Here is a 26,205-nt window from a genome sequence, read left to right on the forward strand (position 1 = left end):
GGCACCCTGAAGAGGAGGCATCACGTGGTCGACGCGGATCAGACATTCGTCATCGTCGGAGGCGGACTGGCCGGCGCGAAAGCGGCCGAAACGCTGCGAACGGAGGGCTTCACCGGCCGTGTCCTGCTGATCTGCGACGAACGCGACCACCCGTACGAGCGGCCGCCCCTGTCCAAGGGCTACCTCCTCGGCAAGGAGGAACGCGACAGCGTCTTCGTGCACGAACCCGCCTGGTACGCGCGCCACGACGTCGAGCTGCACCTCGGCCAGACCGTCGACGCCGTCGACCGCGCCGCGAAGACCGTCCGCTTCGGCGAGGACGGCACCACCGTCCGCTACGACAAACTGCTGCTGGCCAACGGTGCCGAGCCCCGCCGCCTGGACATCCCGGGCACCGGCCTGGCCGGCGTCCACCACCTGCGCCGCCTCGCGCACGCCGAACGCCTCAAGGGCGTCCTGACCTCCCTCGGCCGTGACAACGGCCACCTGGTGATCGCCGGCGGCGGCTGGATCGGCCTGGAGGTCGCGGCGGCGGCCCGCGAGTACGGCGCGGAGGTCACCGTCGTGCACCGGGGGCAGACCCCGCTGCACTCGGTCCTCGGCCCCGAGCTCGGCCAGCTCTTCGCCGACCTGCACCGCGACCACGGCGTCCGCTTCCACTTCGGCGCCACCCTCACCGAGATCACCGGGCAGGACGGCATGGTCCTCGCCGCCCGCACCGACGACGGCGAGGAGCACCCGGCGCACGCCGTCCTCGCGGCGATCGGCGCCGCCCCGCGCACCGGCCTCGCCCGGGCGGCGGGCCTGGAGATCGCCGACCGCGCGGACGGCGGCGGCGTCCTGGTCGACGAGCGGCTGCGCACCTCCGACCCGGACATCCACGCGGCCGGTGACGTCGCCTCCTTCCCGCACGCCCTGTTCGGCACCCGGATGCGCGTCGAGCACTGGGCCAACGCCCTCAACGGCGGCCCGGCCGCGGCCCGCGCCATGCTCGGCCGGGAGGTCGCGTACGACAGGGTGCCGTACTTCTTCACCGACCAGTACGACCTGGGGATGGAGTACTCCGGCTGGGCACCCCCGGGCTCCTACGACCAGGTCGTGATCCGGGGCGACTCGGGCAAGCGGGAGTTCATCGCGTTCTGGGTGAGGGAGGGCAGGGTGCTGGCCGGGATGAACGTCAACGTGTGGGACGTCACGGACCCGATCCAGCGGCTGATCCGCTCCCGGACCCCGGTGGACACGGAGGCCCTGGCCGACCCGCACGTCCCGCTGGAAAACCTCGCCTCCTGACCGGGGCGGACGCCTCGGATCCGGCTCCCGGCGGACCACCGTAGACTTCCAGCGTGGCTGGACGGATCAACGACGAGGACGTGAAGGCGGTACGGGACGCGGTCCCGATCGACGCCGTGGTGTCCGAGTACCTCCAGCTGCGCGGCGCCGGCGGCGGCAACCTCAAGGGCCTGTGCCCGTTCCACGACGAGAAGTCGCCGTCCTTCCAGGTGAGCCCGAGCAAGGGCCTCTTCCACTGCTTCGGCTGCCAGGAGGGCGGCGACACCATCACGTTCGTGATGAAGGTCGACCACCTCTCCTTCTCCGAGGCGGTCGAACGCCTCGCCGCCCAGGCCGGCATCACCCTGCGCTACGAGGAGGGCGGGTACAACCCGGCCCACCAGCGCGGCGAGCGCATCCGCCTGATCGAGGCCCACCGGATCGCCGCCGACTGGTACGTGGAGCAGCTCGCTACCTCCCCCGAGGCGGACACCGGCCGCGCCTTCCTCGCCGAGCGGGGCTTCGACCAGGAGGCCGCCCGGCACTTCTCCGTCGGCTACAGCCCCCAGGGCTGGGACCACCTCACCCGCTTCCTGCGCGGCAAGGGCTTCACCGACAAGGAGCTGCTGCTCTCCGGCCTGTCCCAGGAGGGCCGCCGCGGCCCCATCGACCGCTTCCGCGGCCGGCTGATGTGGCCCATCCGCGACATCGGCGGCGAGGTCGTCGGCTTCGGCGCCCGCAAGCTCTACGAGGCGGACAACGGGCCCAAGTACCTCAACACCCCCGAGACGGCGATCTACAAGAAGTCCCAGGTGCTGTACGGCATCGACCTGGCGAAGAAGGACATCGCCAAGTCGTCCCGCGCGGTCGTCGTCGAGGGCTACACCGACGTCATGGCCTGCCACCTCGCCGGCGTCACCACCGCCATCGCGACCTGCGGCACCGCCTTCGGCAACGACCACATCAAGATCCTGCGCCGGCTGCTGATGGACAACGGCTCGGCCCGGGTGATCTTCACCTTCGACGGTGACGCGGCCGGCCAGAAGGCGGCCCTGCGCGCCTTCGAGGACGACCAGAAGTTCGCCGCCGAGACCTACATCGCCATCGCGCCCGACGGCATGGACCCCTGCGACCTGCGCCTCGCCAAGGGCGACGACGCGGTCGCCGACCTCGCCGAACCCCGCACCCCGCTCTTCGAGTTCGCGCTCCGCCACATCGTGAACCGCTACGACCTGGACACCCCGGCCGGCCGCGCCGCCGCCCTCGACGAGGCCGCCCCGGTCGTCGCCCGCATCAAGAACAGCGGCGCCCAGCACGAGGTCGCCGTCCAGCTCGCCGGCATGCTCGGCATCCTCGACACCCAGTTCGTGGTCAAGCGGGTGGCGCAGCTCGCCCGCTGGGCCCGCGACCGCGGCGGCAAGGGCCCCGCCCCCGACCGGCAGCAGCGCGGCGGCGGGGGCCCGCAGCAGTACGCCTCCGGCCCGGAACCCGCACTCCCGCGGGGCCCCGCCCTCAACCTCCGCAACCCCGTCTTCGCCACCGAACGGGAACTGCTCAAGCTCGCCCTCCAGCACCCCGCGCTGGTCTCCCCGGCCTTCGACGCCTACGGCGTCGACGAGTTCACCGCCCCGGTCTACGCGGCCGTGCGCCAGGCCGTCCTGGAAGCGGGCGGCGCGGAGTACGGCGCCCGGGACCCGCAGGAGTACCTGATCCGGGTCCGCGACGCCGCCCCCGACGACACCGTCCGCGCCATGGTCACCGAACTCGCCGTCGAGGCGATCATGCTGCACCGGGGCGTCAAGGAGGTCGACGAGAACTACGCGGGCGCCCAGCTGGTCACCGTCCGCCGCCGTGCCGTCGAGCGCCGCGTCCGCGAGATCGCCGGCCGGCTGACCCGTCTCGCCTCCCAGGGCGACCCCGCCGAACTGGCCTCCGTGCAGAACGAACTGTGGGTCCTCCAGCAGTACGACCAGTCCCTGCGCGAGCACGGCGCGGCGGCCCTGTAGACGGGATGTGGCCGCCGGGTCACCGCGCGGACGCAAAAAGTCATCGCACGCCCCTCGTGGGGACGATGTGTCATACCCCACACTGGGGTGCGGTGCCTGAGTCCTCGGAGCGCGGCCGACCCGTCCTCGACGGGTCCGGGACCCCCGCGGCCCCGCTCATCGCGTACGGGACGGACAGCGGCGAGGCCGCCGACTCCGCTCCCGAAGTACCGCTGCCGCCCTCCCCGGCAGCGATCATCCTGGAGGTCGCCCCCGTGCAGACCCAGATCCAGAGCCTCACCCAGACCGACACGAGCACGGTCGGCGCGCGGCCGGAGGCGGACGTCCTGGTGGCCGTGCCCGCGCAGAGCCGGGCCGCGCACCACCCCGAGACGGAGCCCGAACCGCCGTCCGCGGCGCTCGGGCCGGCCGAGCACATCGAGCCGGCCCCGCCGCCGGCGCGCGCCGAGTCCGGCAGCCCCTCCTCGGACCTGTTCCGCCAGTACCTGCGGGAGATCGGCCGCATCCCCCTGCTCACCGCGGCCGAGGAGGTCGAACTCGCCCGCCGCGTCGAGGCCGGGCTGTTCGCCGAGGAGAAGCTGCGCCGCACCCCCGACCTGGACAGCAGCCTCGCCCTCGACCTGGACCGGCTCGTCGTCATGGGCCGGATGGCCAAGCGGCGGCTGATCGAGGCCAATCTGCGGCTCGTCGTCTCCGTCGCCAAACGGTACGTGGGCCGCGGGCTGACCATGCTGGACCTGGTGCAGGAGGGCAACCTCGGTCTGATCCGGGCCGTGGAGAAGTTCGACTACGCGCGCGGCTACAAGTTCTCCACCTACGCCACCTGGTGGATCCGCCAGGCCATGTCCCGCGCGCTGGCCGACCAGGCCCGCACCATCCGCGTCCCCGTGCACGTCGTCGAGCTCATCAACCGCGTCGTCCGCGTCCAGCGGCGCATGCTGCAGGAACGCGGCTACGAACCGACCGCGAACGAGGTCGCCGACCATCTCGACCTGGCCCCCGAGCGGGTCGGCGAGGTGCTGCGGCTCGCCCAGGAGCCGGTCTCCCTGCACGCCCCGGTGGGCGAGGAGGACGACGTGGCCCTCGGCGACCTCATCGAGGACGGCGACGCCACGAGCCCCGTCGAGTCGGCCGCGTTCCTGCTGCTCCGGGAGCATCTGGAGGCGGTGCTGTCGACGCTGGGGGAGCGGGAGCGCAAGGTCGTCCAGCTGCGGTACGGGCTGGTCGACGGGCGCCCGCGCACGCTGGAGGAGATAGGCCGCATCTTCGGTGTGACGCGGGAACGCATACGCCAGATCGAGTCCAAGACGTTGAACAAGCTCCGCGACCACGCCTTCGCCGACCAGCTGCGCGGCTACCTGGACTGAGCTTCTTTCGCCCCCGCCGCCCCTTCCCGTCCCGTCCCTGGGGGCTGCGCCCCCAGACCCCCCTTCGGCCCTGCGGGCCTCGTCCTCAAACGCCGGACGGGCTGAAATCAGCCCCTCCGGCGTTTGAGGAGCGGGGTCCGGGGCGGCGGGGGCGAGGAAAGTCAGTCCACCTCCGCGACCGCCTGCGCGAACTGGGCCTTGTACAGCCGAGCGTACGCCCCGTCCGCGGCCAGCAACTCCTGATGCGAGCCCTGCTCCACGATCGCGCCGTTCTCCATGACGAGGATCGTGTCCGCGTCCCGGATCGTGGAGAGCCGGTGCGCGATGACGAACGACGTACGCCCGTGCGCCAGTTTGGCCATCGCCTTCTGGATCAGCACCTCGGTACGGGTGTCCACGGAACTCGTCGCCTCGTCCAGCACCAGGATCACCGGATCGGACAGGAACGCCCGCGCGATGGTGATGAGCTGCTTCTCCCCCGCGCTGATCCCACTGCCCTCGGCGCCCTCGGCACCTTCGTCGGCGACTACCGTGTCGTACCCGTCGGGCAGGGTACGGACGAACCGGTCGGCGTGGGCCGCCCGCGCCGCCTCCTCGATCTCGCCGCGGGTGACCTCGCGCGTGGCCCCGTAGGCGATGTTCTCCGCGATGGTGCCGCCGAACAGCCAGGTGTCCTGGAGCACCATGCCGATCCCGGCGCGCAGCTCGTCCCGGGACATGCGCGCTATGTCGACGCCGTCGAGCGTGATGCGCCCGCCGGACACCTCGTAGAACCGCATCAGCAGGTTGACCAGCGTCGTCTTGCCGGCGCCGGTCGGGCCGACGATGGCCACCGTGTGCCCCGGCTCGACCGTCAGCGACAGGTCCTCGATCAGCGGTTTCTCGGGGTCGTAGCGGAACGCCACGTGCTCCAGCGCCACCCGCCCGCGCGGCTCGGCCGGCCTCTCGGACGGCGAGACGTCGGCCGACTGCTCCTCGGCGTCCAGGAGTTCGAAGACCCGCTCGGCCGACGCGACACCCGACTGCACCAGGTTTGCCATCGAGGCGACCTGCGTCAGCGGCATCGAGAACTGCCGCGAGTACTGGATGAACGCCTGCACGTCACCGATGGACAGCGAACCCGACGCGACCCGCAGCCCGCCGACGACCGCCACCAGCACGTAGTTGAGGTTCGACACGAAGAGCATCAGCGGCTGCATGATGCCGCTGTTGAACTGCGCCTTGAAACCGGCCTCGTACAGCGCGTCGTTCTCCTCGGCGAACTGCTTCGCCGACTCCTCCTGCCGCCCGAACACCTTCACCAGGGTGTGCCCGGTGTACATCTCCTCGATGTGCGCGTTGAGCGTTCCGGTCGTACGCCACTGCTGCACGAAGTGCGGCTGCGACCGCTTGCCCACGCGGGTGGCGACCACGAACGACAGCGGCACGGTGACCAGCGCGACCAGCGCGAGGATCCAGGAGACGTAGAACATCATCGCCAGCACACCGACGATGGTCAGCAGCGAGTTGATCAGCTGGCCCATCGTCTGCTGGAGCGTCTGCCCGAGGTTGTCGATGTCGTTGGTCGCCCGGCTCAGCACCTCACCGCGCTGCCGCTTGTCGAAGTACGACAGCGGCAGCCGCGACAGCTTCGCCTGCACGTCCTCGCGCATCCGGTACATGGTGCGGTTCACGGCCCCGTTCACCAGCCGCGTCGCCACCGCCATCAGGAGACCGGCGACCCCGAACACCGCCAGCGCGAGCCCGAGGACACCGCCCACGGCGGTGAAGTCGATGCCGTGGCCCGGGGTGAAGTCGGTGCCGCGGAGCATGTCGGCGACATCGCCCTCACCGCGCGCCCGCATCGCGTCGAGCACCTGCTCCTTGGTGGCCCCGGACGGCATGTCCCGTCCGACGACGCCCTCGAAGACCAGGTCGGTGGCCCGGCCGAGGATCTTCGGCCCGACCACGCTGAGGCCCACGCTCAGCACCGTGCAGGCCAGCAGCACACAGAGGGTCAGGCGTTCCGGCTTGAACCGGGCGACGAGCCGTCTGCCCGACTCCTTGAAGTTCAGCGACTGCTGGTCGGGGCCGCCCCCGGCCATCATCCGCGCTGCTCCCGCCATCAGGCGGCCTCCGCTTCCGTCAGCTGGGAGAGCACGATCTCCCGGTAGGTCTCGTTGTCCGCCATCAGTTCGTGATGCCGGCCGGTGCCGACGATCCGGCCCTCGTCCAGGACCACGATCCGGTCGGCGTCCCGGATGGTCGCCACCCGCTGGGCGACGATCACCACCGTCGCCTCGGCGGTCTCCTCGGCCAGCGCCGCGCGCAGGGCCGCGTCGGTGGCGTAGTCGAGCGCGGAGAAGGAGTCGTCGAAGAGGTAGATCTCCGGGCGCCGCACCAGCGTCCGCGCGATCGCCAGGCGCTGGCGCTGACCACCGGACACATTGGTCCCGCCCTGCGCGATCGGCGCGTCGAGCCCGCCCTCCAGCCGCTCGACGAACTCCTTGGCCTGTGCCACCTCCAGCGCGTGCCACAGCTCCGCGTCGGTGGCGTCCGGATCGCCGTACCGCAGGTTGGTCGCCACCGTCCCCGCGAACAGGTACGGCTTCTGCGGCACCATCCCCACCGTCCTCGCCAGCAGCGCCGGGTCGAGGTCCGTGACGGGCACGCCGTTCACCAGCACCTCGCCCTCGGTCGCGTCGAACAGCCGGGGGACCAGCCCGAGCAGGGTGGACTTGCCGCTGCCGGTCGAACCGATGACGGCGGTGACCTCACCGGGACGGGCCACCAGGTCGACCGACTTCAGCACCGGCTCCTCGGCCCCCGGATAGGAGAAGCCGCCGCCCCGGATCTCCAGATGACCGTGCCGGCGCAGCTCGGTGACGGGCTCGGTGGGTGGCACCACACTCGAGGAGGTGTCCAGCACCTCCTGGATGCGCTCCGCGCACACCTCGGCCCGCGGCACCATCATGAACATGAAGGTGGCCATCATCACCGACATGACGATCTGCATCAGATAGGCGAGGAACGCGGTCAGATCACCGATCTGCATCCCGCCGCTGTCGATCCGGTGCGCACCGAACCACACCACCGCGATCGACGACAGGTTCACCACCGTCATCACCACGGGGAACATCAGCGCCAGCAGATTGCCGGCGCCCAGCGACACCTCGGTCAGCTCGGCGTTGGCCTTCTCGAACCGCCGCTGCTCGTACGCGTCCCGGACGAACGCCCGGATCACCCGGTTGCCGGTGATCTGCTCGCGCAGCACCCGGTTCACCGTGTCGAGCCGCTCCTGCATGGCCCGGAACAGCGGACGCAGCCGCCGGACGATCAGCGTCACGCAGATCCCCAGCACCGGCACCACCGCCACCAGCACCCCGGACAGCGGCACGTCCAGACCGAGCGCCATCACGATGCCGCCCACACACATGATCGGTGCCGACACCATCAGGGTGAACGACATCAGCACCAGCATCTGCACCTGCTGGACGTCGTTCGTCGTGCGGGTGATCAGCGAGGGCGCGCCGAAGTGACCGAGCTCACGCGCGGAGAACGACTGCACCCGGTCGAACACGGCCCCCCGCACGTCCCGTCCCAGGGCCGCGGCGGTCCGGGCGCCGTAGTACACGGCACCGATGTTGCAGACGACCTGCGTCAGCGAGATGCCGATCATCAGGGCGCCGGCGGACAGGATGTAACCGGTGTCCCCCTTGACGACACCGTCGTCGATGATGTCGGCGTTGAGGGTGGGCAGGTAGAGCGTGGCGCAGGTCTGCAGGAACTGCAGCAGCACCAGGAGGACGATGGGTCTCTTGTACGGCCTGAGGTAGGTCCGTAGAAGTCGTATGAGCACGCTGAATCTCTCGGCTGGTCGGCGGGAGCGATCGGTTGCCCCTGGCCCCTATCGTCGGACACCCCACCGGCGTTACCTCAAGTGAATTTAATCCGCCACGAGCGCTCATGACGCGAACCTCATGACGCTCATGACGCGGACCTACGGCTCGTGTTCAGGTCCGGAACGCCCCCGGGTGGGTCTGCTCGCGCACCGACACGAACTGCTGGCGCACCGCCTGGCCCACCGCCAGGTCCTCGCCGGGCTCCAGCACCTGCGCCGCCGCACCCTGCCAGAGCGGCGGCGTACGCGGGTCGAGGGTTCCCTGGGACACCCCGAGCGCCCAGGCCGCCTGCCGGGCGGAGCCGATCGCCGCGTAGTCCGCGGGCTGCGGCACCACCACCTGCGCCCCGAACAGCGCGGGCGCCGCCGCCTGTACCGCGGGCAGTTCCGCGGCCTGCCCCAGCAGGAACACCCGCCGGACCTCCACGCCCCGGCCGCGCAGGACGTCCAGCGCGTCCGCGAGCCCGCACAGCATGCCCTCGAACGCGGCCCGCGCCAGGTGCTCCGGCTTCATCGACTCCCGCCGCAGCCCCACCAGGGTCCCGGCGGTGTGCGGCAGGTTCGGCGTCCGCTCACCCTCCAGGTAGGGCAGCAGCACCAGCCCGTGCGAACCCGGTGTCGACTTCATCGCCAGGTCGGACAGGCTCTCCAGATCGGGCAGCCCGAGCAGCTCCGCCGTCCCGCGCAGGGTCCGTACGGCGTTCAGCGTGGTGACGACCGGCAGATGCATCCCGGTGGCGTCCGCCAGCGCGGTGATCATGCCGTTGGGGTCGTAGAGGGCCTCGGGGTGGACGGCCATGACGGACCCGGAGGCGCCCAGCGAGACGACCGCGTCGCCCAGCCCGATCCCGAGCCCGAACGCCGCCGCCATCGTCTCCCCGGTGCCGGCCGAGATCAGCAGCCCCTCCGGTGTCGCGCCGGCGGCGTCGGCCGGGCCGATCACCTCCGGCAGCATGGTCTGGTGCCCGAGCGCCAGCTCCACGAGGTCGGGCCGGTAACCGCCGGTCGCCGCCGCCCAGTAGCCGGTGCCGGAGGCCCCGCCCCGGTCGGTGGTCCGGCGCACCGGACGGCCGAGGAGCTGCCACACCAGCCAGTCGTGCGCCTGCAGCAGCACGGCGGTGCGCGCCGCGTTCTCGGGCTCGGTACGGGCCAGCCAGCGCAGCTTGGTCACCGGGTGCGCGGCCTGCGGCACACACCCCACCGCCTGCGCCCACGCCTCCCGGCCGCCGAGCGCGTCGATCAGATCGGCCGCGGCGACCTGGGTCCGCTTGTCGGCGCCGACCATGGCGGGCCGCACGGTGTTGCCCTGGGCGTCCAGCGGCACCAGCGCGTTCGCCTGTGCGGAGACCCCGATGGCCTGCACGCCCTCCAGCAGCCCGCCGCCCGCCGCCTCGCCCAGCGAGTACAGCCAGGCCTGCGGGTCGACGTCGGACGGACGGCCCGTGCCCTGGGGGTTCTCCACCGGATGTGGCGCGTACCCCTGTTTGAGCACGGTTCCGGTGTCCGCGTCACAGACGACGATACGAGTGAAATCGGGCGCACTGTCCAACCCGGCGACTATCCCCATGGCCGAAATTCTGCCGTACCCGGCGACATCACGACTCAGGACCCGTGTCGCACCGCGGGCCCTAGGTGTTGCTGGTGCCCCAGTCGTCCTCGCCGGCGCCCTGCGCGGTGCGCTCGCGCAGGGCGCGTACCCGCTGCGCCACCGAGTCGGGCATCCGGTCCCCGACCTTGTCGCTCACCACGTGGTACGCCTTGCCCGCGATGTCGCGGCCCTGCTGCGCCGCGGTCTCCGCGGTGTTGCGCACGGCGGGGTTCTGCGCGAACTGCCGCGCGGACTTCTTCAACTGCTCGTAGCGTTCGCGCCCGGCCCTCGTGCCCAGCACGTAACCCAGGACGACTCCGGCGACGAACGTGAGCCGGTAACGCATGGCGGCCACCCTTCCCTCGTGTAGGACTGTGTGCCGGACAGCACAGGTCTTCGGCGCGGCGACGACGCCGGGGAGTACCGATTGGCAAAGCACCCCCCTGCTTGCGCTAATGTATGTGTCGCAGCGAGCGCGCGCCCCCTGGCGGATACCCGGGGAGGTACGTTCGATGCACGAGGCATTCCTCCGTAGCTCAATTGGCAGAGCAGCCGGCTGTTAACCGGCAGGTTACTGGTTCGAGTCCAGTCGGGGGAGCTCGGTCCTCCGTAGCTCAATTGGCAGAGCAGCCGGCTGTTAACCGGCAGGTTACTGGTTCGAGTCCAGTCGGGGGAGCACGTTGAACGAGGACCCCTCAGGGGTCCTTTTTCATGGTTGTTTCATGCTTGCTTCATGCCTGTTCGCTGCCCGGGGGGAACCGTGCGGGACTGGAAGCAGTCCTCATGGTCACGAAGGCCGTGCCCAGTCGATCATTGAGGCAGGAGATCGTATGAGCGGCTATGCTGCGGCAGACGGCACGCACACCTGTGCGCGACACGCCGCTATGGGGCGGTAGCTCAGCCGGTTAGAGCAACGGACTCATAATCCGTCGGCCGTGGGTTCGAGTCCCACCCGCCCCACCAAGCAGGGTTACGCGGAGAGAGTCTGACCTGCGCAAACTCTGCCATCTCCGTCGAGTGATCGACGTGAAGACACGCGAGAGATCATCTGCTCGCCCCATGCTCGCCCGAAGTGCACGAGCGTGAGACGGCGCAAAACGTGAGCGGGCTCCGCCAATCGGCGGAGCCCGCTCACGTATTTATGGCTGGATCAGATGCACAGGTCGAGCAGCGGCGGCAGGCCGATATGGATGGTGCAGCCGCCGGACGTCGGCGGGGCCGGCTGTGTCGGTGCGGGCGGAGTCGGGGTCGGGGCCGGTGTGCTCGGTGCTGGCTTCGGCGTGCTCGGGGGCGGCGCCGGCGCGGACGGCGTCGGCTTCGGTGCGGGCGACTTGTCGGGAGCCGGTGTTGACGGCTGAGGCTGGGACGGCTGCTTGGGCGTGGCGGATGGTTGAGTGTTCGGTGCGTCGTCCTGGTTGTCGGTCGGCTTGGTCTCGCCGTCCTGGTCGTCGGTCGGCTTGGTCTTGCCGGGCTTCGGCGCAGCGCTGGACTCTGGGGTTTCGCTGCCGCTGCGGCCGTCGCTGGGCTGCTCGTCCTTGTGGCGCGCGCCCTCGTGTCCGTCCTGGGCATCGTTCGACTGTTCGCCCGCAAAAACGTTACTGCTGGGGTTATGTGCCGAGACGGCGGAGTCCTGGCTGGTGATGCTGTCGCGCTCGATGCCGGAGCCGGAGCTGGAGCTGGAGGTGTCGGGTGCGGTGCCTGCCGGCGGGGTGCCTGCCGGCGGGGCGCCGGCCTGTGGGGTGCCGGTGCTGGGCGCGAGGTAGAAGGCGGCGGCGGTGGTGGCCGCGGCGACGACTCCGACGGTGCCGACAGCAACGATGGTGCGGCGGCGTTTGGATGTGGAGCGCAGGCGCTCGCCGAGCGAGGTGAGGACTGCGGCGACGCCGCCGCCTATGTAGAGCGCGAGGTGCCGTTTACGGCGGGCGGGCTCGGGGGGCTCTTCGACCGGTTCGGGAAGCGGGTGGGGCCGCTGCTGAAGCGCGGCGATTTTCTGGGCTGTGACCTCGGCGCGGAGCTGGGTCAGCTCTTTGCGGTTCTTCCTGAGCGTTTTACGCATCTGGATGAGCGCGAAGACTGCCGCGCCGAGGACACCAGCAAGGAGAACGTCTGTCACTGTATGCCCCCTAATAATGTGGTGTGAGCATTATGTGACAGCTTGTTAACTCTTGTGTGGGCCATGCATGGGCGTAATGATCTTGTGATCTTCATACGGCGCGGCGTCGGAACTGGTTGTCGGTGTGCTCCTCTCGCGGCTTGGCCGCCTCTGTGAGGCGGACGCGGCGCAGCACCTCTTCCTGCGCCTCGGGCGGGAGGGTCGCCAGGAGTGAGGCGATCGCGTCGATGTGGGGGTCGCTGGTGAAGTCGCTCGACACGCTCGGGGAGGCCGGCGGGGCCTCGAGTGCGGCGAGCATGTCCGCTGCCTCTGTGCGGCCGGTCCGGCGCAGTTCGTCCGGTGTGACGCCGACGGCGTGGGCCATGCGCGCGAGGGTGTCGTCCGGGGCCCTGACGGGGGCGCGGACGCCACTCACGACTTGATGGCCGGCGACGATCTGACGCCAACGGGCGTCGCTTATCCCGGCCCTCCGCGCGGCTTCGCGACCGGATAGCCGTGCTCGTCGGAGGGCCTCCTTGATGAGCACGGCCTCTGCAGGCGGCTCTGAAAAATCACTCGCAGTCATGGAAGCAAGGTTCGCACAACTACGCGTTACTGCGCTACTGGGGTGCGCAGTGTGGCGTAACGCATGTTCTTAGGCGCGTAAGTGCGCACAAGGTTCTACTGCGCGCGCAGTAGTTGCCCTACGCGCTACTACGCGCTAGTTTTGAATCATGAGCGAACTTCCTGTGCGGCGCCGCAGAGGCGCCCCCATGAACCACGACCCCAAGGCCGTGACCTACGCCCGCGAACAGGCGGGGCTCACGAAGCGGGCTCTCGCCGAGAAGTGCGGGTTCTCCGAGCAGCTCATGTGTGACATAGAGGCCGGCCGCCGCAATGCGACGCCGGAGAAGCTGCGCAGGATCGCCGGAGCGCTGAACTGCCCGAAGGTCGTGCTCGAGGCGAAGCGGCCCGGCGTCGTCGCGCTGAAGCCGTCGACCGAGCAGCCGGACCCGGAGGAGCGACGGGTCTGTGACTGCGAACTCGCGCTGATCTAGGCGCTTTGCAGCGTCGTGCCCGAGCTGCTCGACGGGCCCGAGCCCGCCCTGCGGCGCTCACGCCGCTCGCATCGATCACACCCGCCAGGAAACGGAGCCGCGCCGTCTCGTAACGGCGCCGGGGCCACCGAGCTGTGCTGAGCCCGGCGGCCCCGAGTCCCCCCGAACGAACCATCTGAGAAGAGGAACGTTGTCCATCCAGGCTACCGAACAACCGTGGACCCCCGCCGCAGTCACGGCGCCGGACCACGCGCACGGTGCGCCCGCCGCGCGCCTGATACTCCCCGCCGGCGACCTCGACGATCCCGACTACCGGCGCCAGTGGGAGACCGTGCGCCGCGACGGTGTCGGCGGGTCCGACGTCGCCGCGATCCTCGGACTCGACAAGTACAGGGGCCCGAGGCACATCTTCGAGGTCAAGCACGGCCGGCCCATCGAGAGCAGTGCCGCGCTGAGTGAGTACGCCGAGATCGGTCACGACATCGAGGACTTCATCGCGTACCTGTTCACGAAGCGCACCGGCATTCCGGCGGTGCAGACGCCGGGCATGCTCGCCAACATCGAGCGTCCGTGGATGCGGTCCAACGTCGACCGGTACGCGCTCGACCCGGAGACCGGCGCCGTCGTCGCACCGGTCGAGCTGAAGAACCGCAGCGCCTACCAGCTCGACGACTGGGAGGACGGTGTTCCCGACGCTCCCGCGCTGCAAGTCCACTGGAACATGGCCGTGGGCGGCTGGCCGTACGGCTGGGCCGTCGCGCTCGTCGGCGGCAACACGCTCAAGTTCCACCGGATCGAGCGTGACGACGAGCTGATCGAGACGCTCATCGACGTGTGCGGCCGCTGGTATCAGCGGCACATCGTCGAGGGGTTCCCGCCGTCGGCGGACGGGCTGGAGGCGACTAAGCAGCTCCTCGGTCGGCTGTGGGAGGTCAAGGCGGGGGAAGTCGTCGACGTGCCCCTCGACAAGGCGCGCAAGCTGCGTAAGCGGCGGGCGTCCCTGGTCGAGCAGATCAAGGCCCTCGAGGACGAGCGGACCACCGTCGAGAACGAGATGCGGCTGATCAACGAGGCCGCCGAGGTCGTGCAGGTCGGCAACAAGGTGGCGTGGTCGAACAAGCAGAACGGCACCTTCGCCGAGAAGCGGTTCCGCGAGAAGCACCCCGACGTCGCCGCCCAGTTCGTGAAGACCGTCGAGGTCCTCGACGTCGACCGGCTCAAGGCCGAACGCCCCGACCTCTACACGAAGTTCCGCGCGCGAATTCTCCGCGTCCCCTCGAAGGAGCTGTGACCGATGGCCCTTGCCACCCTGAAAGACCGTGTGAAGGCTGCCGCGTCGTCGACGACGGCGAGCCCCGGGCACGGCCAGGCCGACGCCGTCGACGAGCCTGCGGCCGTCGTCGAGGACGCCGCGGTGGACGTTGTCGCCGAGTGGCTGCGCCGCTACGAGGGCGACGTCGCCGCGGCTCTGCCGAAGCACATCAGTGCCCCGCTGTTCTTCGCCGCGCTGCGCCCGGTGCTGCCGAAGCTGCGCGGCTGCACCCCGGCGAGCGTTCTGCAGGCCGTCATCACCTGCGCCCGGTTCGGTCTGATCCCCGACGGTCGGCAGGCGGTCATCACCGCTGACGACAGGATCGCGACTTTCATCGCGACCTATCACGGCTACATCGACCTGATGTACCGGTCGGGGCTGGTGCGGTCGGTCGTCGTCGAGATGGTCTACGAGAACGACGAGTGGAACTACGAGCCGACCGCCCCGGCGCCCCTCGATTTCACGCACCGGCCGAAGGTTCTTGCCTCGGAGAGCGAGCGGGGGAAGCCGCTGTTCGCGTACGCGTTCGCGTGGCTCGAGGGCGGCGTTCGTTCGGCGGTCGCGATCGTCACGCTTGCCGACGCTGAGGAGACGCGGGACGAGCACAGCCGCGCCTACCAGCGGGCCGAGGAGAGCGGCGCGCAGGATTCGTTCTGGCACACGCACTTTGCTGCGATGTGGCTGAAGACGGCGATCCGGAAGTTGTTCAAGCTGGTGCCGACGTCGGCCGAGCTCCGAGCCCTCGATGTTGTCGAGCAGGCGGCCGAGGACGGCCGGCCGCAGATCCTCGCCGCCGTCGACCCTGAGACGGCCGGGCTGGAGGCTGAGGCCCGGCATGCCGCGGCGGCGGCCGAGGCGTCGCAGGACACCACGGCGCGGCCCCTGCCCCGCAAGGCGAGCGCCGGTCGCGGCCGTGCCAAGCCGCGGCGCCGTAACCGTGACCGACGGAAGGTGGGCCGGTCGTGAGTCAGTTGTCCTGGCATCGGCGCCCGCTCGTCGGCGTCGACCTGGAGACGACCGGCACGGACGTCGAGACGGCCCGGATCGTGTCTGCCGCCGTAGTCCGCTACGGCGGCGGCCGTGACACCGACACCCATACGTGGGTGTCGGACCTCGGCGGGGCAGAGATCCCGCTGGCAGCGACGGCCGTGCACGGCTGGACGAGTGAGGCGGCCCGCAGCGCGGGCCGCCCGGCCGGGGACGTCGTCGAGGAGATCCTCACCGCGCTCGCCGAAGGGGTGGCGAGCGGCTGGCCGCTCGTCATCATGAACGCGCCCTTCGACTTGTCGGTCCTGGACCGTGAAGCGGCGCGCTACGGCCTCGAGTCGCTCTTCGCGCGCTGTGACCCGTACATCATCGACCCGCGCGTCCTCGACCTGAAGGTCGACAAGTGGCGGCGGGGCGGCCGGACGCTCGAGGACCTGTGCCGTCACTACGTCGTCGACCTGGACGCGGCGCACACGCCCGAGCAGGACGCGAAAGCGGCGTGTGCCGTCGTCTGGAAGATGGCGAACCGGTTCCGGTGGCTGGCAAGGCGGAGGCTGCCCGACTTGCACGCCGCGCAAATCCGGTGGGCGCTCACCCAGCTCGAGGGCCTGCGCGAGCACTTCGCGACGACGCCCGGTAAGGAGCACCTCGCGCCTGGGGTGCGCGTGCACTGGCCCCTGATTCCCGCCTCGCGTACGGCGGTCGAGCAGTGATCACCCGACTGCTGCTCGCCGCCGTGCGGAACCTGCTCTGCCTCGCCGGTCGCGCACCGGCCCCCGAGTCGGCGGCACTCGCCGCCCTGGCAGACGCCGAGCTTGCCGACTTCGCCTTCTGCCCGCGCCAGCAGCGGCCGACCGCGCACGCCATGCGTGAGGACGGCTCGCGCCGCTGCTGGGACTGCGGCCACGAAACCCATGGACGGACGCGATGACACAGACCCTCGAACCCCCCCAGTCCATTGAGGCAACGATCGCCGAGGCGCTTCCGCCGGTGCGGCAGCCGTGCCCGAACTGCGTGTGCTGCACCGCCGCGCTGTGCGAGCGCGGACAGCACGACATCGGCGAGTGCATGGCGCACACGAGGCCGGAGTTCACCGTGGCCGTCGCCGGCTGCCCGTGCTCGTCGGCGAAGACCCGCGGCACGCACGCCTGGCGCGTCGAGATGCTCCGGATCACCAAGCACGCGACCGAGGCGCCGATGCCCGTCGAGGCTGAGGAGATCCTCCGCGCGCTGTCGGTGAGCGAGTCGTTCACCGACCCGGGCGGCTTCCTGCGGACGCTGCGCGCCCGTGGCTACGTGTCCGGTGCCGAACCCGCCTACCAGATCACCGGCTTCGGCCGCCGCTACATCGCGGCGCGGACCGAGAAGCGTTTCACGACGCCGGTTGAGGTCGAGGCGGTCGATACGAAGATGCGTACCGCGCGGGTGGTCGTCGTCGGCTGGCACATCGAGCAGTCGGTGACCGTGCTCCTGGACCAGCTCACGAACACGACCGGCCTGACGCCCGAGGAGCTGCCGAGCCGGTTCCTCGAAGCAAAGGCCAACTGCCACGCTGCGGACGCCGACGACATTGTCCTGACGCGGATCCAGCTCGCGCCGCCGCTGCCCGCCGACTGGATGTCCACCGCCCCGGCAACCGTCGAGGCAGGTTCCGGTGAGTGAACCGACACTCTTCGAGGAGACGCCGGCGCCGAGCGCGCCGGCCGTCTCCGGCCTGTCCGTCGTCGCCTTCGACCTGTCGCTCAAGGCGCCCGGCATCTGCTACCGGGACGGCTCGACAGCGACGATCAAGACCCGCGACAAGGACGGCGACCGGCGGCTGCTGACGATTGAGGAAGCCGCCGAGATCGCGATCGGCGGCGAGCACTTGGGCCTCGGTCCGGTGCCGACGCTCGCCGTCCTCGAGGACATCCCCAAGAACAGTTTTGCGGCGAAGCCGATCGCCATGGTTCACGCGATCGTCCGACGGCTGCTGATGAAAGCCGGTGTCCCGTACGCGCTCGTCACCCCGGCGACGCTCAAGACGTACGCGACCGGCAAGGGCAGCGGCGACAAAGTGCCGATGGCGATCGCCGCGCTCAAGCGCGCCGGACGCGAGTTCCCCGACGACAACCAGTGTGACGCGTTCTGGCTCTGGTGCGCCGGGCTCGACCGGCTCGGTCACCCTCCCGTCTCGCTGCCGAAGGCGCAGCGCGATGCACTGAAGAAGGTCTCTTGGCCGGAGGTGAAGCGATGAGGACGGCGACGAGTACCGAGGTCACGAACGAGCAGATAGTCAGGCATCTGACCTCTTCGGAGGTGTCGAACCTGTCCGTTGCGCAGGCGCTCGGCGTGCCGTGGGGGCGCGTCAACGAGGTGCGGCAGCAGCTCGGGCTGGAGACGTACCAGCGGGGCCGCCGCGTGCCCGAGAAGTCGTGGGAAGAGGCCGTCAGACGGCGGGTGAAGCCGGTGTCCGGCGGTCACGCCGTGTGGACCGGCAACCGGCACCCGAACGGTACGCCCGTGCTGTCGTGGCGGGGCCGGGCACAGACGGCGTACCGGGCGGTGTTCCGGATGCACTACGGCCGCGAGCCGGAGGGCAAGGTGTCGCACTCGGTGAAGTGCAAGGCCGAGTACTGCGTCGCCGGCTGGCACCTCGAGGACCGTGTCATCCGTGCCCGGCGCAGGGCCCCGGAGGGTGCCCGGTGACTGTGCAGCCCTACGCGACGACTGACGGCCGGTTCGACCTCGTCAAGCTCCGACGGGTGGTTGAGGGGACGCTTCCGCATGCGGAGCTTTCGCGTGAGGAGAAGGTGTACGTCGCCCGGCACTTCGGTGGGTCGGCGCGAGGTGTCGGCCGGGTGCTCGGTGTCACCGAGAAGACGGTCACCCGGTGGCGTGAGAACGGTGACGGGGTCCCCGAGCAGGGAGGGGACGACGCGTGATCGAGGCCCTTCAGGTACTCGCGGCACTGCTCGGCGCCGTCCTCCGGCTGGTGTGGTCGCTGTTCTGGTGGTGGGGGCCGCTCGTCCTGGCCGGGGTCATCGTGGGCGTCTGGCTCCGCATGACGGGCCCGGGGACGGGCCGCCGGCGTCGCCCGCGTCCGGCGTCGCCGTGGTCGCGGATCCTCGGCGAGGACCAGCCCGTCGACGAGACGGACGGGGCGGGGGCCGGTGACGAGCCGGCCCCCGCCCCGCCCCCGGCCGCGCCGGTCGCTGACGACCCGGAGACGCTCGCGCTCGCCGTGCTGCCGCGCGCCGACATCGACCCGCGGTCGCGCACAGAAGAGATGGACAGCTGATGTCCCGTCCAAGCCGTCACGCACCCGACACCCTCGAGCGGCCCGCGGAGTGGTCCGAGTCGGCAGCGTGCGCCGCCGAGGGCGCGGATCCGGCGGTGTTCTTCCCGAAGGACTTCCGCCGCGAGGCGCCGCTGATCGCCGCGCAGGCAAAGGAGTTCTGCCAGCGCTGCCCGGTCGTCGCGGAGTGCCTGGCACACGCGCTCGCCGTGCCGGAGTGGACCGGCGTGTGGGGCGGCCTGGACGAAGACGAACGCCGGAGCCTGCGCCGCAGCATGCAGCGGCGCAGGCTCCGGCGCGCCAAAAAACGGAAGACGAACCCCGATGCCACCTGAGATCCGGCAACAGCCGGAGCTACCTGAGGACGTACTGGTGCTGCTCCTCGACTGGACGAACCGGTCGCACTGGTCGGAGAAGACGCGGCCGTGCCGGTACTGCGGCCAGCCGACGCATCTCCGCGACGACGAAGGACGACCGGCGGACAAGACGTGCGCCGAAGCCGAGGACGCGCAGCAGCGCGCGCAGACGGCACGCGCATACCAAGTTGGAACAGGAGCGGACACGTGAAGAGAACCAACGCGGTCGCGGCGGCCCTCGTCGTCGCCGGCGCGCTGATAGTCACCGGTTGCGGCACCGGCAACGACGACTGCGAGGATCAGCCGCTCGCCGTCGAGTTCGTTGCCGCGCCCGCCGGCAAGGGCGGCGGCGGGAAGTCGAAGCCCCGGCTCGACAAGCCGGGTCCAGGCACGAAGCCGAGGCCACGGTTCGACAAGGGCAGCCGCAGCCGCAAGCCGGTCAAGCGGTACGCCGACGACATCGACTGCGACGAGCAGCGGGAGGCGTGGTGACTGTGTTCCGCCGGTTCATGCTCGGCCTGGCCTGCGCCATCGTCGCCGGTGCCGTCACGGCCGCGATCCCGCCCGTCGCCGCCTGGTGGTGGATCGTCGCGATCATCGTCGCCGTCCTGGTCTGGTTCGGCGAATACGCCGGCGACCTGTAAGGCCGCTGCCCCGCCCCGACCTTCCCCCCTCTTTTCCGCCGGGGCCGCTGCTGTACTGCGGCCCCGGCGGCCAGCACTTTCCGAGAGGTGTCTGTGCGCAGGCTCCCCAAGGGCGAGGAACGCGCCTCGCTCGCCGCCGACTTCGCTCGTCTCTACGAGGACGAGCAGCTCAGCATCCGCGCCATACAAGCCCGGACGGGCTACTCCTACACGGGCATACGGACGTTGCTGATCGAGGCCCGGGTCACCTTCCGCGAGCCGGCCAGGAGCGAGACGACGCTCGCGCTCGCCGACGACTGCGCGCGCCTATACCGGCGGGACCTGAGCATCCGGGCCGTCGCCGCCGAGGTCGGCTACGGCTACCGGTACACGCGTGACCTGATCGTCCTCGGCGGGGCCGTGCTGCGCGACGGCGACGGCCGGTCCAGGACGGCAGCCGTGGAGGCAAGCCGGTGACCGCCCCGCTGCCGCCGCTGGGCCGCTGCCAGCTGTGCCGTATGCGCCGGCACCTGTCCCCGCACAAGTCGAAGCGCGACGGGCTCGTACGGAACCTGTGCACGTCGTGCTACTCGGACGCCACCCTCGCCGAGGAGCGCGGCGGGTTCATCGACTGGGACCAGGCCGTCGACCACGGGACGGACGAGGACCTGCTGACGTGGCTCCGGGGGGACGTGTGACCCGGGCCCGGACATACGAAAGGAGGGCGGCACGCGACCGCCCTCCGTACTTCCCCGCCTGCGACCTACCGGCGTACCGACGTGACCCGCAGACGGGCGATCTCGGCACGCTCGGCGTCGTCGACCGTGAACACCTCGTCGACGCCCGGCACGGGCGCCACAGGGCCGATCTTGTCGCCGTCGACCCACAGCACCCCGGCCGCCGCGAAGAGGTCGAGGAGGTCCGCACACGTGCGCACCGGGCCCAGCTTGTACGCCGCGGCGTACCGGTCCAGCGTGGCGACGCGAGCGGCGTCCTCGTCGAGGTCGAACCAGCACGGCGCCGCCCATCGGTCCCCGTCGACCGGCTCCACGGGCAGCACCCCGCCGAGCTCGGCCCGGGTCACCGCGCGGCCCCGGCTCGCGACCGCGCCGAGGATCAGCACCCCGGCCGCCGACAGCGCCCGCGTCCAGCCGCCGGCCATGTGCTGACGCGCCATCCGGTCGGATGCCTCGGGGGTCCACTCGGTCAGCCGGGCGGGCGGCTGCGCCTCGTCAGGGTTCGTCGTCATGGGGCTCTGTCTCCTCGCGGGGTGGGACGGTCTGGCGCCGTGTCAGGCGGTCTGTTTGGCCTCGTGTGCCTCGGCCACGTCGACCGGTACGAAGGCGACGAACGGCCGGCCGTTCTTCGTGATGAATGTGATCTGCCCACCCACGGCGCTCGCGTGCACGACGTCCGCCAGGCGGGCGCGGAGCTGGGAGATCGACACCTCCTCGCCGACGGGGAAGTCCGCTGCGACGGCGTCCGGCCCGCCGGAGCCTGCCCGGTTGTAGAGCGGCGCCTCGTCGCGGATGGCGATCCCTTCGGCCTCCTCAGCGGACGGGCGTGTCGTGTGCCATTCGATGGACCGGTCCGTCACCAGGCTCCACCACGGGGACAGGCTCGCGTGCTGGCGAAAGCGCTCCTCCGGATCGGTCGTGATGCCGACGTAGAGCAGGCGGCTGGCGTCGTCGCGGAGCCGGTACAGGGCTGTCGGACGGTCGTCGAGGTCTCGGGGCACAGGGGCGCTCCTCGGTCAGGCAGACCGCTCACTCATCGCCTTGACGGCCTCGTCGTACCACTCGGGCGTGACGAGCATGATCCGGCGTTCCCCACGTTCCGTCAGGGCGCTCACCTTGCCCCCGAGCGCATCCCTGATCAGGCGGGACAGCAGCGGCCGGGAGTCGGAGAGTGCGACCTCTTGGACGCCGTCGGGGGCGGTGTGGATCTTCGACTCGGTCTTGGGCTTCGCGGTCATGCAAAGAGTGTAAGACATGGCCATGTTAGCCAAATTGATCAAAGTTGCCAAAGTTTAAAAATCGCGGTTGCATGGAGCTACGCAAGATCACGGCCCGTAGGACCGACCCCCACCCGTACGACCCCCACGAGGAGCGCCACGACGTGAGCACGGAGGACCAGGCAGCGAAGCAGCCGCACGGGATCCACGCGTTCCGTAACCGTCTGTTCTGGCGGTGGTCGGACGAGTTGCCCCGGCCGCTGCGCGAGGGCTTCGTGAAGGTGCTGCACGCCTTTGGGGCCGGGGCGAACGAGGCGGGCCGGATGGTGTTCTGGGACGGCCGGATCATCACGCTCAAGGAGATCGCCCGCGCTGCGTGCGTCGACGTGAAGGACGCGCGCCGGTACATCAGCGCCGCGATAGCGGCCGGGGTCGTGTCCGTGTCGGGTGAGCGTAAGCGCGGGACGACTCCCGTTTACGCGGCGGTCGTCACTGACACGCCGGACTGGGCTGCTGCGGTCGAGGTGCTGAAGGCGTCGAGGCCGGAGCCGAAGCGGCGGGCGCCGAGGGTCTGGGACGAGCCAGGAAAGGGGGATGCACCCCCTTCCCCTCTCCCCGACGGAAAGGGGGATGCACCCCTTTCCGAGAAAGGGGGATGCACCCCCGAAGGAAAGGGGGATGCACCCCCTACATCCCAAGGGTTCCCAAGTAACTACCCCAAGAACTCTCGTGGTGACGGCCGTCAGGCCACTACCGGTAGTGGGGGCGCGCGTGGTGGCGGCTCCGCCGCGCAACGAGACGAGCAGCCCGATCGAGTTCTCGCCGCGGCTGTCGGTGAGGTGATCCGGGGACTGCCCCGGCGGCTGAGCGAGATGTTCGAGCAGGACCGGCCGATCCCGGCTTCCATCGAGGACGCCATCCGCCAGGAGCTTGCTCGAGGCTTGACCGCGCGGCAGGTCGTCTCCCGGGTGCGTCGCCGGTACCTGGAGTGGGGGATCGAGCGGGACATCGAGTCCGGCGAGGGCGAGGGCGTTCACACCCCGGTGGGGGCGCTGGTGCGGCTGGTCGGCCCTGGGAACTGCACGAGCCCGCGGTGTGACGACGGCATGGACCTCGACACGAGCGAAGAGTGCCGGAGCTGCGAGCGGGAGCGGGAGGACCGCCGTCCGGCCGTCCAGGAGCCCGTGCAGGGCGCGTTCCTGGCGCCGGTGCCCTCCGGTCCCGCAGTCCCGACCCCGGCTCCTCGAGGCCGCCTAGTGGCCCGGGACTGCGAAAACACGCTGTGCCCCGTCTCGTTCCCCGCCGCCCCTGCGCCCGCCCCGGCCGGACTGTGCCCCGACTGCCTGGCCGCCGAGTACGAGGAGGCCCAGCGCCTCGCAGCTCGCTGACCAGGCAAGAAACCCGCCAGGCGGCCATGTACGGGCCGAACCCGGGCCGCCTGACCCAACCCACCCCAGACCCCCGGCGAACGTGCCGGAGAACCGAAGGAGGACGAGACGTGATGGCCACCCAACCACCCGCCGCACGCAGGGCGATGGAGGCGGCGCGCGTCGACGAGATCCGCGATCTCCTCGCCCGGCTCGTCATTCCGCGCCGACCGGACGACCCCGAGCTGCCCGGACTCCTCGCCGACAGCCGGTCCGCGATCGCCGAACTCCTCAACGACCGCGACGACCTGATCCGAGCCAACGGCGAAGCCGCCGAAGAACTCGCGCGCTGGAACGGCGCCCTCTAACCCCACCCACGGCAGGAGACACGTCATGCAGTACGAGACCCCCGAGCAGCTCCGCGACTTCCTGAAGCTGTGCCTCGACCCCGGCCCCGGCCGCGAGAAACGGACCCCGGCGAAGCTCATCGAGGTGCTGCCCGAGCCGATGCACGCCGCGCTGATCCAGCACGCACCACACCTGCGGCAGTTGCGGCACCGCGTCGACGCGCTCACCGCCCAGCGCCAGGCCGCGCAGCAGACGTACGCCGACGCGCTCGCCGCCTGGATCCGCGGCGACGAGCAGCCGGCCCCGGCCCGCCTCCCGCTGCCGCTGCTCGACGCCGTCACCCTCACCTACGACGCCGCCGTGCCCCACATTGACGACTGTGCCGTCTGCCGCCCGGACATGCGGCTCGCCGAGATGTGCGCCGACGGGCAGGCCGCCGCCGTCGCCGCCCTCGACGCCACCCCGCCCCCGGCCGGCCCACGCCCGCACGACGGCGAGCATCTGCCCGCCTGCGCTCACGTCGCATGGGAGGTCACCAGAGAGGTTCCGGCCGGCGACTTCCGGTACCGCAAGTACCGCAAGTGCGCGGACTGCGACGAACCCCTCGAGCCGGTCGTCGAGCACGGACCGCACTGGGCCGGTGTCCAGCACGACCGGGCCGCCGACGCCGAGCAGCACGCCCGCGCCCAAGCGTGAGCACGACGGCGTCCCACCACACGGAATCGAGAGCACCCAGTGAGCAACACCTACCGCCGCTACGCCCGCGCGCTCGCGACCGGCTCCACCCTGTGCGCCGCCGCCGGGATCGCCTTCGTCGCCTGGGCCCCCGCCTCGCTCCGCCTGGACGACTGCGGATACCTGCTGCCGGTCGTCGGCTGCCTGTATGTCGCCACCGTCCTCGCATGGGGCTCGGCGCGTGAACGCGCCGCCGACCGCCGCGCCGCCGCAGAGCGCGAGTGGCACATCCACGCCGGACTCGGCGAGATACCCGGCCCGCTCATACCGTGCTGCGCCCTGCACGAGACGACGGGCGTCGTGCACTCCGCGGGCTGCACCCGCCTACGCGTCGACGAACCCGGCCGTGCCCCGACCGACAGCACACCGCTCGACCCCGGACCGGCGCACGGCGGCCCGCTGTGCCTCGGCGCGCACGGCGACGTGCTGTGCATCCGGCCCGGAGGCGACGGCCACAGCGACCACGTCCCCTACCAGCCCGCCGTGAAGGAGCAGCCGTGACCAACCGAGACTTCCTCCTCGTGTGCTTCGCACTCGTGTGCATGTGGCTCGGCGGCTACTCGGCCGGCCGGGGCCGACCGATCCACGAACTCGTCGCCTGGGCCGACTGGCACATCACCACCGCCCCACGCCGCTCGCTCCGCTACTGGACCGCGCTGCCGGTCGTCGCCGTCGCAGCCTGCTGCCTGTGGCTGTTCCGACCCCGCCGAACACTGCGGAACTGGCGGGCGTGGCGTGCTTACGACCGGCGACGAGCACTGCCGACGCAGACGCCGAGCCGACTCAACGACCGCCGCGCCCGATCCGCCGAGCAACGCCCACCCCAAACCCCCCACTGACGACACCCGGGCCTCACCGCCTGAGCAGTCCGCGCCCCCTTCGCACACTCACCCCAGCGCTCGGCCGCCCCGACCGGCGGCCGGGCCTTCCCCGTATCGGAGATGACCCCATGACCGCAACAGACGAAGCCGCCCACGTTGAGCAGACCCGGCACGTCAGCGTCACCCTGACGTTCACCTCGGCCCGGAGCGCCGCCGCCGTCGGCACCGACGTCGCGGCCGCCGTCGGTATCGCCCTGCCCGACGACCTGACCGGCGCGAACTGGCACACGTTCACCCTGCCCGCCAGCAGCGAGCAGCAGGAGGCCTGACCCATGCACATCACCCGCCTCACCCCCGAGCAGGCCCACGCCGTCGGCGAGCAAGTCGCCCAGGCTTGCCGCCTGTTCCGCTGATCGAGCTGGGCATACCGAAAACCGCCCTCCGGAGCGTTGGCGAGGAGCAGCCGTGACGTGGCGGCGGCAGGAGTCCACCAGTCGGTGCGACTCCTGCCGCTGCTCTAGGTGATGCCGTGGCTCAGTTCGGCGCCGTGCCTCGCATGCCGTACCGTTCGACGAAGACCTCCACAGCGCCAGGGTCCCGGCGCATTGCCGCCAGTAACTGGTTTCTGCGGAAGCCCTCCCGGCCGACCTCGAGAACCTTCTCGTGGTTGTCCCGCGCCTCCACTAGACGTTCCACGATCAGGAACTCGATGACGTCCTCCAGGCAAGGGCGGAACCTCTTGCCGCCGACCGGGAAGTGCAGTTGGGCGAGCGACCGGCCCGAATCTGCCCGCGGGTCGTTCAGGGCTAGGAACAGATCCGAATTCCCGTACACCTGCAGGTGGGCGTCCGGGTAGCCGTCGGCCTTCTCCCGCTCGTAGTCGTAGTGGAACAGGCCCTGCTTGGCGTCCTGGGAACCGAACACGCCGAAGAATGACTGCTGCACCATCAGGTGCTCGCGTTCGGCGTCCAGGCGCAGCTGGTAGCTGACGTCCATCCACAGTTCGGCCTTGGGCGCCCGTGGTTTGAGGCGGAACCGTTGGGCGGTCATGGTGCCCTTGTTGAGCAGGTGGCCGAGCGTGAAAAGGCGGTCGTCGCCCTTGGAGAGCGCGACCGCCTTTATCTGGACGTGTTCTGCAATGGTGCCGTTCAAGAGCGCTTGGATC

The 26,205-nt window shown here is 70.7% G+C and carries 35 protein-coding genes and 3 tRNA genes; 28 read left to right on the plus strand and 10 right to left on the minus strand.

The genetic code is table 11. The features are described 5' to 3' along the window. Positions 1-24 precede the first annotated feature (24 nt). The 3 genes from DIZ27_RS14430 (at position 25) to DIZ27_RS14440 (ending at position 4,642) form a co-directional block, all read left to right on the plus strand. A complete protein-coding gene (locus DIZ27_RS14430; RefSeq protein WP_109378805.1) occupies positions 25-1,290 on the plus strand; it encodes an NAD(P)/FAD-dependent oxidoreductase in 1,266 nt (421 codons plus the stop codon). Positions 1,291-1,343: 53 nt separating this feature from the next. Further along, positions 1,344-3,275, plus strand: coding sequence for a DNA primase (gene dnaG / locus DIZ27_RS14435; protein WP_109378806.1), 1,932 nt, complete (start codon positions 1,344-1,346; stop codon positions 3,273-3,275). Between the two features lie 92 nt (positions 3,276-3,367). Beyond that, positions 3,368-4,642, plus strand: a complete 1,275-nt coding sequence (locus DIZ27_RS14440) for an RNA polymerase sigma factor (protein ID WP_109378807.1) — start codon at positions 3,368-3,370, stop codon at positions 4,640-4,642. Between the two features lie 161 nt (positions 4,643-4,803). On the opposite strand, the gene DIZ27_RS14445 is transcribed toward DIZ27_RS14440, so the two are convergent. From DIZ27_RS14445 to DIZ27_RS14460, 4 genes are all read right to left on the minus strand, one after another. Beyond that, the gene (locus DIZ27_RS14445; RefSeq protein WP_109378808.1) at positions 4,804-6,747 is read right to left on the minus strand and encodes an ABC transporter ATP-binding protein; all 1,944 of its coding nucleotides are present in this window, start codon (positions 6,745-6,747) and stop codon (positions 4,804-4,806) included. After that, positions 6,747-8,480, minus strand: a complete 1,734-nt coding sequence (locus DIZ27_RS14450; protein WP_109378809.1) for an ABC transporter ATP-binding protein — start codon at positions 8,478-8,480, stop codon at positions 6,747-6,749. The genes DIZ27_RS14445 and DIZ27_RS14450 overlap by 1 nt, the downstream gene beginning before the upstream one ends. A gap of 154 nt (positions 8,481-8,634) precedes the next feature. Beyond that, positions 8,635-10,089: an FGGY-family carbohydrate kinase gene (locus DIZ27_RS14455; RefSeq protein ID WP_109378810.1), complete on the minus strand. Its 1,455-nt coding sequence runs from the start codon at positions 10,087-10,089 to the stop codon at positions 8,635-8,637. 61 nt (positions 10,090-10,150) lie between these two features. After that, positions 10,151-10,456, minus strand: a complete 306-nt coding sequence (locus tag DIZ27_RS14460) for a hypothetical protein (protein WP_109378999.1) — start codon at positions 10,454-10,456, stop codon at positions 10,151-10,153. 179 nt (positions 10,457-10,635) lie between these two features. Between DIZ27_RS14460 and DIZ27_RS14465 the strand changes: the two genes are divergently transcribed. The 3 genes from DIZ27_RS14465 (at position 10,636) to DIZ27_RS14475 (ending at position 11,073) form a co-directional block, all read left to right on the plus strand. Further along, positions 10,636-10,708: transfer RNA gene (locus DIZ27_RS14465), tRNA-Asn, on the plus strand. A 5-nt stretch (positions 10,709-10,713) separates the two neighbouring features. Then, positions 10,714-10,786 (plus strand) — tRNA-Asn (locus DIZ27_RS14470). A gap of 210 nt (positions 10,787-10,996) precedes the next feature. Continuing rightward, a tRNA-Ile gene (locus DIZ27_RS14475) sits at positions 10,997-11,073 on the plus strand. 187 nt (positions 11,074-11,260) lie between these two features. Here the strand turns inward: DIZ27_RS14475 and DIZ27_RS14480 are convergent. Together DIZ27_RS14480 and DIZ27_RS48740 are read right to left on the minus strand one after the other, a co-directional pair. Then, positions 11,261-12,223 carry a hypothetical protein gene (locus DIZ27_RS14480; RefSeq protein ID WP_146228944.1) on the minus strand — a complete coding sequence of 321 codons (963 nt, stop codon included), beginning with the start codon at positions 12,221-12,223 and terminating at the stop codon, positions 11,261-11,263. Positions 12,224-12,314: 91 nt separating this feature from the next. After that, entirely contained in the window at positions 12,315-12,587 is a 273-nt protein-coding gene (locus tag DIZ27_RS48740; protein WP_375231971.1) for a hypothetical protein, read from the minus strand. Between the two features lie 349 nt (positions 12,588-12,936). On the opposite strand from DIZ27_RS48740, the gene DIZ27_RS14490 reads away from it, so the two are divergent. The 16 genes from DIZ27_RS14490 to DIZ27_RS14560 all read left to right on the plus strand — a co-directional run bounded on the left by DIZ27_RS14490 (position 12,937) and on the right by DIZ27_RS14560 (position 20,513). Beyond that, positions 12,937-13,260, plus strand: a complete 324-nt coding sequence (locus DIZ27_RS14490) for a helix-turn-helix domain-containing protein (protein ID WP_258308366.1) — start codon at positions 12,937-12,939, stop codon at positions 13,258-13,260. A 190-nt stretch (positions 13,261-13,450) separates the two neighbouring features. Then, positions 13,451-14,551 (plus strand): YqaJ viral recombinase family protein, encoded by a 1,101-nt coding sequence (locus DIZ27_RS14495; RefSeq protein ID WP_109378814.1) that lies wholly within the window; start codon positions 13,451-13,453, stop codon positions 14,549-14,551. Positions 14,552-14,554: 3 nt separating this feature from the next. After that, positions 14,555-15,538: a recombinase RecT gene (locus DIZ27_RS14500; protein WP_109378815.1), complete on the plus strand. Its 984-nt coding sequence runs from the start codon at positions 14,555-14,557 to the stop codon at positions 15,536-15,538. Further along, positions 15,535-16,272, plus strand: coding sequence for an exonuclease domain-containing protein (locus DIZ27_RS14505; RefSeq protein ID WP_309074864.1), 738 nt, complete (start codon positions 15,535-15,537; stop codon positions 16,270-16,272). Before DIZ27_RS14500 ends, DIZ27_RS14505 begins: the two co-directional genes overlap by 4 nt. Beyond that, positions 16,269-16,490, plus strand: coding sequence for a hypothetical protein (locus tag DIZ27_RS14510; RefSeq protein ID WP_109378816.1), 222 nt, complete (start codon positions 16,269-16,271; stop codon positions 16,488-16,490). The genes DIZ27_RS14505 and DIZ27_RS14510 overlap by 4 nt, the downstream gene beginning before the upstream one ends. Then, positions 16,487-17,221: a hypothetical protein gene (locus tag DIZ27_RS14515; RefSeq protein WP_109378817.1), complete on the plus strand. Its 735-nt coding sequence runs from the start codon at positions 16,487-16,489 to the stop codon at positions 17,219-17,221. Before DIZ27_RS14510 ends, DIZ27_RS14515 begins: the two co-directional genes overlap by 4 nt. Further along, entirely contained in the window at positions 17,214-17,795 is a 582-nt protein-coding gene (locus DIZ27_RS14520) for a Holliday junction endonuclease (protein ID WP_109378818.1), read from the plus strand. The genes DIZ27_RS14515 and DIZ27_RS14520 overlap by 8 nt, the downstream gene beginning before the upstream one ends. Beyond that, positions 17,792-18,247 carry a hypothetical protein gene (locus tag DIZ27_RS14525; protein ID WP_109378819.1) on the plus strand — a complete coding sequence of 152 codons (456 nt, stop codon included), beginning with the start codon at positions 17,792-17,794 and terminating at the stop codon, positions 18,245-18,247. Before DIZ27_RS14520 ends, DIZ27_RS14525 begins: the two co-directional genes overlap by 4 nt. Continuing rightward, on the plus strand, positions 18,244-18,483 hold the full coding sequence (locus DIZ27_RS14530; RefSeq protein WP_146228945.1) for a hypothetical protein: 240 nt from the start codon (positions 18,244-18,246) through the stop codon (positions 18,481-18,483). The genes DIZ27_RS14525 and DIZ27_RS14530 overlap by 4 nt, the downstream gene beginning before the upstream one ends. Then, positions 18,480-18,839, plus strand: a complete 360-nt coding sequence (locus tag DIZ27_RS14535) for a hypothetical protein (protein WP_109378821.1) — start codon at positions 18,480-18,482, stop codon at positions 18,837-18,839. The genes DIZ27_RS14530 and DIZ27_RS14535 overlap by 4 nt, the downstream gene beginning before the upstream one ends. Next, on the plus strand, positions 18,839-19,171 hold the full coding sequence (locus DIZ27_RS14540; protein WP_109378822.1) for a WhiB family transcriptional regulator: 333 nt from the start codon (positions 18,839-18,841) through the stop codon (positions 19,169-19,171). Before DIZ27_RS14535 ends, DIZ27_RS14540 begins: the two co-directional genes overlap by 1 nt. Then, positions 19,161-19,403 (plus strand): hypothetical protein, encoded by a 243-nt coding sequence (locus DIZ27_RS14545; RefSeq protein ID WP_109378823.1) that lies wholly within the window; start codon positions 19,161-19,163, stop codon positions 19,401-19,403. Before DIZ27_RS14540 ends, DIZ27_RS14545 begins: the two co-directional genes overlap by 11 nt. After that, positions 19,400-19,684 (plus strand): hypothetical protein, encoded by a 285-nt coding sequence (locus DIZ27_RS14550; protein ID WP_109378824.1) that lies wholly within the window; start codon positions 19,400-19,402, stop codon positions 19,682-19,684. Before DIZ27_RS14545 ends, DIZ27_RS14550 begins: the two co-directional genes overlap by 4 nt. Then, complete coding sequence (locus DIZ27_RS45705) at positions 19,681-19,836, plus strand: hypothetical protein (RefSeq protein WP_181383523.1); 156 nt, start codon at positions 19,681-19,683, stop codon at positions 19,834-19,836. The genes DIZ27_RS14550 and DIZ27_RS45705 overlap by 4 nt, the downstream gene beginning before the upstream one ends. A gap of 87 nt (positions 19,837-19,923) precedes the next feature. Then, positions 19,924-20,292: a helix-turn-helix domain-containing protein gene (locus DIZ27_RS14555; RefSeq protein ID WP_146228946.1), complete on the plus strand. Its 369-nt coding sequence runs from the start codon at positions 19,924-19,926 to the stop codon at positions 20,290-20,292. Then, positions 20,289-20,513 carry a hypothetical protein gene (locus DIZ27_RS14560; protein ID WP_109378826.1) on the plus strand — a complete coding sequence of 75 codons (225 nt, stop codon included), beginning with the start codon at positions 20,289-20,291 and terminating at the stop codon, positions 20,511-20,513. The genes DIZ27_RS14555 and DIZ27_RS14560 overlap by 4 nt, the downstream gene beginning before the upstream one ends. A 65-nt stretch (positions 20,514-20,578) precedes the next feature. Here DIZ27_RS14560 and DIZ27_RS14565 read toward each other — a convergent pair whose 3' ends face one another. Genes DIZ27_RS14565 through DIZ27_RS14575 form a run of 3 tightly spaced genes read right to left on the minus strand, consistent with a single transcriptional unit; the run spans position 20,579 to position 21,790 of the window. Next, positions 20,579-21,064, minus strand: coding sequence for a DUF6042 family protein (locus tag DIZ27_RS14565; RefSeq protein ID WP_109378827.1), 486 nt, complete (start codon positions 21,062-21,064; stop codon positions 20,579-20,581). Positions 21,065-21,106: 42 nt separating this feature from the next. Then, positions 21,107-21,553 carry a type II toxin-antitoxin system prevent-host-death family antitoxin gene (locus tag DIZ27_RS14570; protein WP_109378828.1) on the minus strand — a complete coding sequence of 149 codons (447 nt, stop codon included), beginning with the start codon at positions 21,551-21,553 and terminating at the stop codon, positions 21,107-21,109. Between the two features lie 15 nt (positions 21,554-21,568). Continuing rightward, the gene (locus DIZ27_RS14575; RefSeq protein ID WP_109378829.1) at positions 21,569-21,790 is read right to left on the minus strand and encodes a hypothetical protein; all 222 of its coding nucleotides are present in this window, start codon (positions 21,788-21,790) and stop codon (positions 21,569-21,571) included. Positions 21,791-21,861: 71 nt separating this feature from the next. Here DIZ27_RS14575 and DIZ27_RS14580 point away from each other — a divergent pair, with 71 nt between their 5' ends. The 6 genes from DIZ27_RS14580 to DIZ27_RS45715 all read left to right on the plus strand — a co-directional run bounded on the left by DIZ27_RS14580 (position 21,862) and on the right by DIZ27_RS45715 (position 25,369). Next, positions 21,862-23,157, plus strand: a complete 1,296-nt coding sequence (locus tag DIZ27_RS14580) for a hypothetical protein (protein WP_109378830.1) — start codon at positions 21,862-21,864, stop codon at positions 23,155-23,157. 113 nt (positions 23,158-23,270) lie between these two features. Further along, positions 23,271-23,504 carry a hypothetical protein gene (locus tag DIZ27_RS14585; RefSeq protein ID WP_109378831.1) on the plus strand — a complete coding sequence of 78 codons (234 nt, stop codon included), beginning with the start codon at positions 23,271-23,273 and terminating at the stop codon, positions 23,502-23,504. Positions 23,505-23,529: 25 nt separating this feature from the next. Then, positions 23,530-24,180 carry a hypothetical protein gene (locus tag DIZ27_RS14590; RefSeq protein WP_109378832.1) on the plus strand — a complete coding sequence of 217 codons (651 nt, stop codon included), beginning with the start codon at positions 23,530-23,532 and terminating at the stop codon, positions 24,178-24,180. Positions 24,181-24,219: 39 nt separating this feature from the next. After that, complete coding sequence (locus tag DIZ27_RS14595) at positions 24,220-24,720, plus strand: hypothetical protein (RefSeq protein WP_109378833.1); 501 nt, start codon at positions 24,220-24,222, stop codon at positions 24,718-24,720. Next, positions 24,717-25,058 carry a hypothetical protein gene (locus DIZ27_RS45710; RefSeq protein ID WP_181383524.1) on the plus strand — a complete coding sequence of 114 codons (342 nt, stop codon included), beginning with the start codon at positions 24,717-24,719 and terminating at the stop codon, positions 25,056-25,058. The genes DIZ27_RS14595 and DIZ27_RS45710 overlap by 4 nt, the downstream gene beginning before the upstream one ends. 110 nt (positions 25,059-25,168) lie before the next feature. Continuing rightward, positions 25,169-25,369 (plus strand): hypothetical protein, encoded by a 201-nt coding sequence (locus tag DIZ27_RS45715; RefSeq protein WP_181383525.1) that lies wholly within the window; start codon positions 25,169-25,171, stop codon positions 25,367-25,369. Between the two features lie 205 nt (positions 25,370-25,574). Here DIZ27_RS45715 and DIZ27_RS14605 read toward each other — a convergent pair whose 3' ends face one another. After that, a complete protein-coding gene (locus DIZ27_RS14605; protein ID WP_258308367.1) occupies positions 25,575-26,192 on the minus strand; it encodes a hypothetical protein in 618 nt (205 codons plus the stop codon). Between the last annotated feature and the right edge of the window lie 13 nt (positions 26,193-26,205).

Origin of the sequence: Streptomyces sp. NWU339 (genome assembly GCF_003143855.1) — a bacterium.
Classification (GTDB): Bacteria; Actinomycetota; Actinomycetes; order Streptomycetales; family Streptomycetaceae; genus Streptomyces.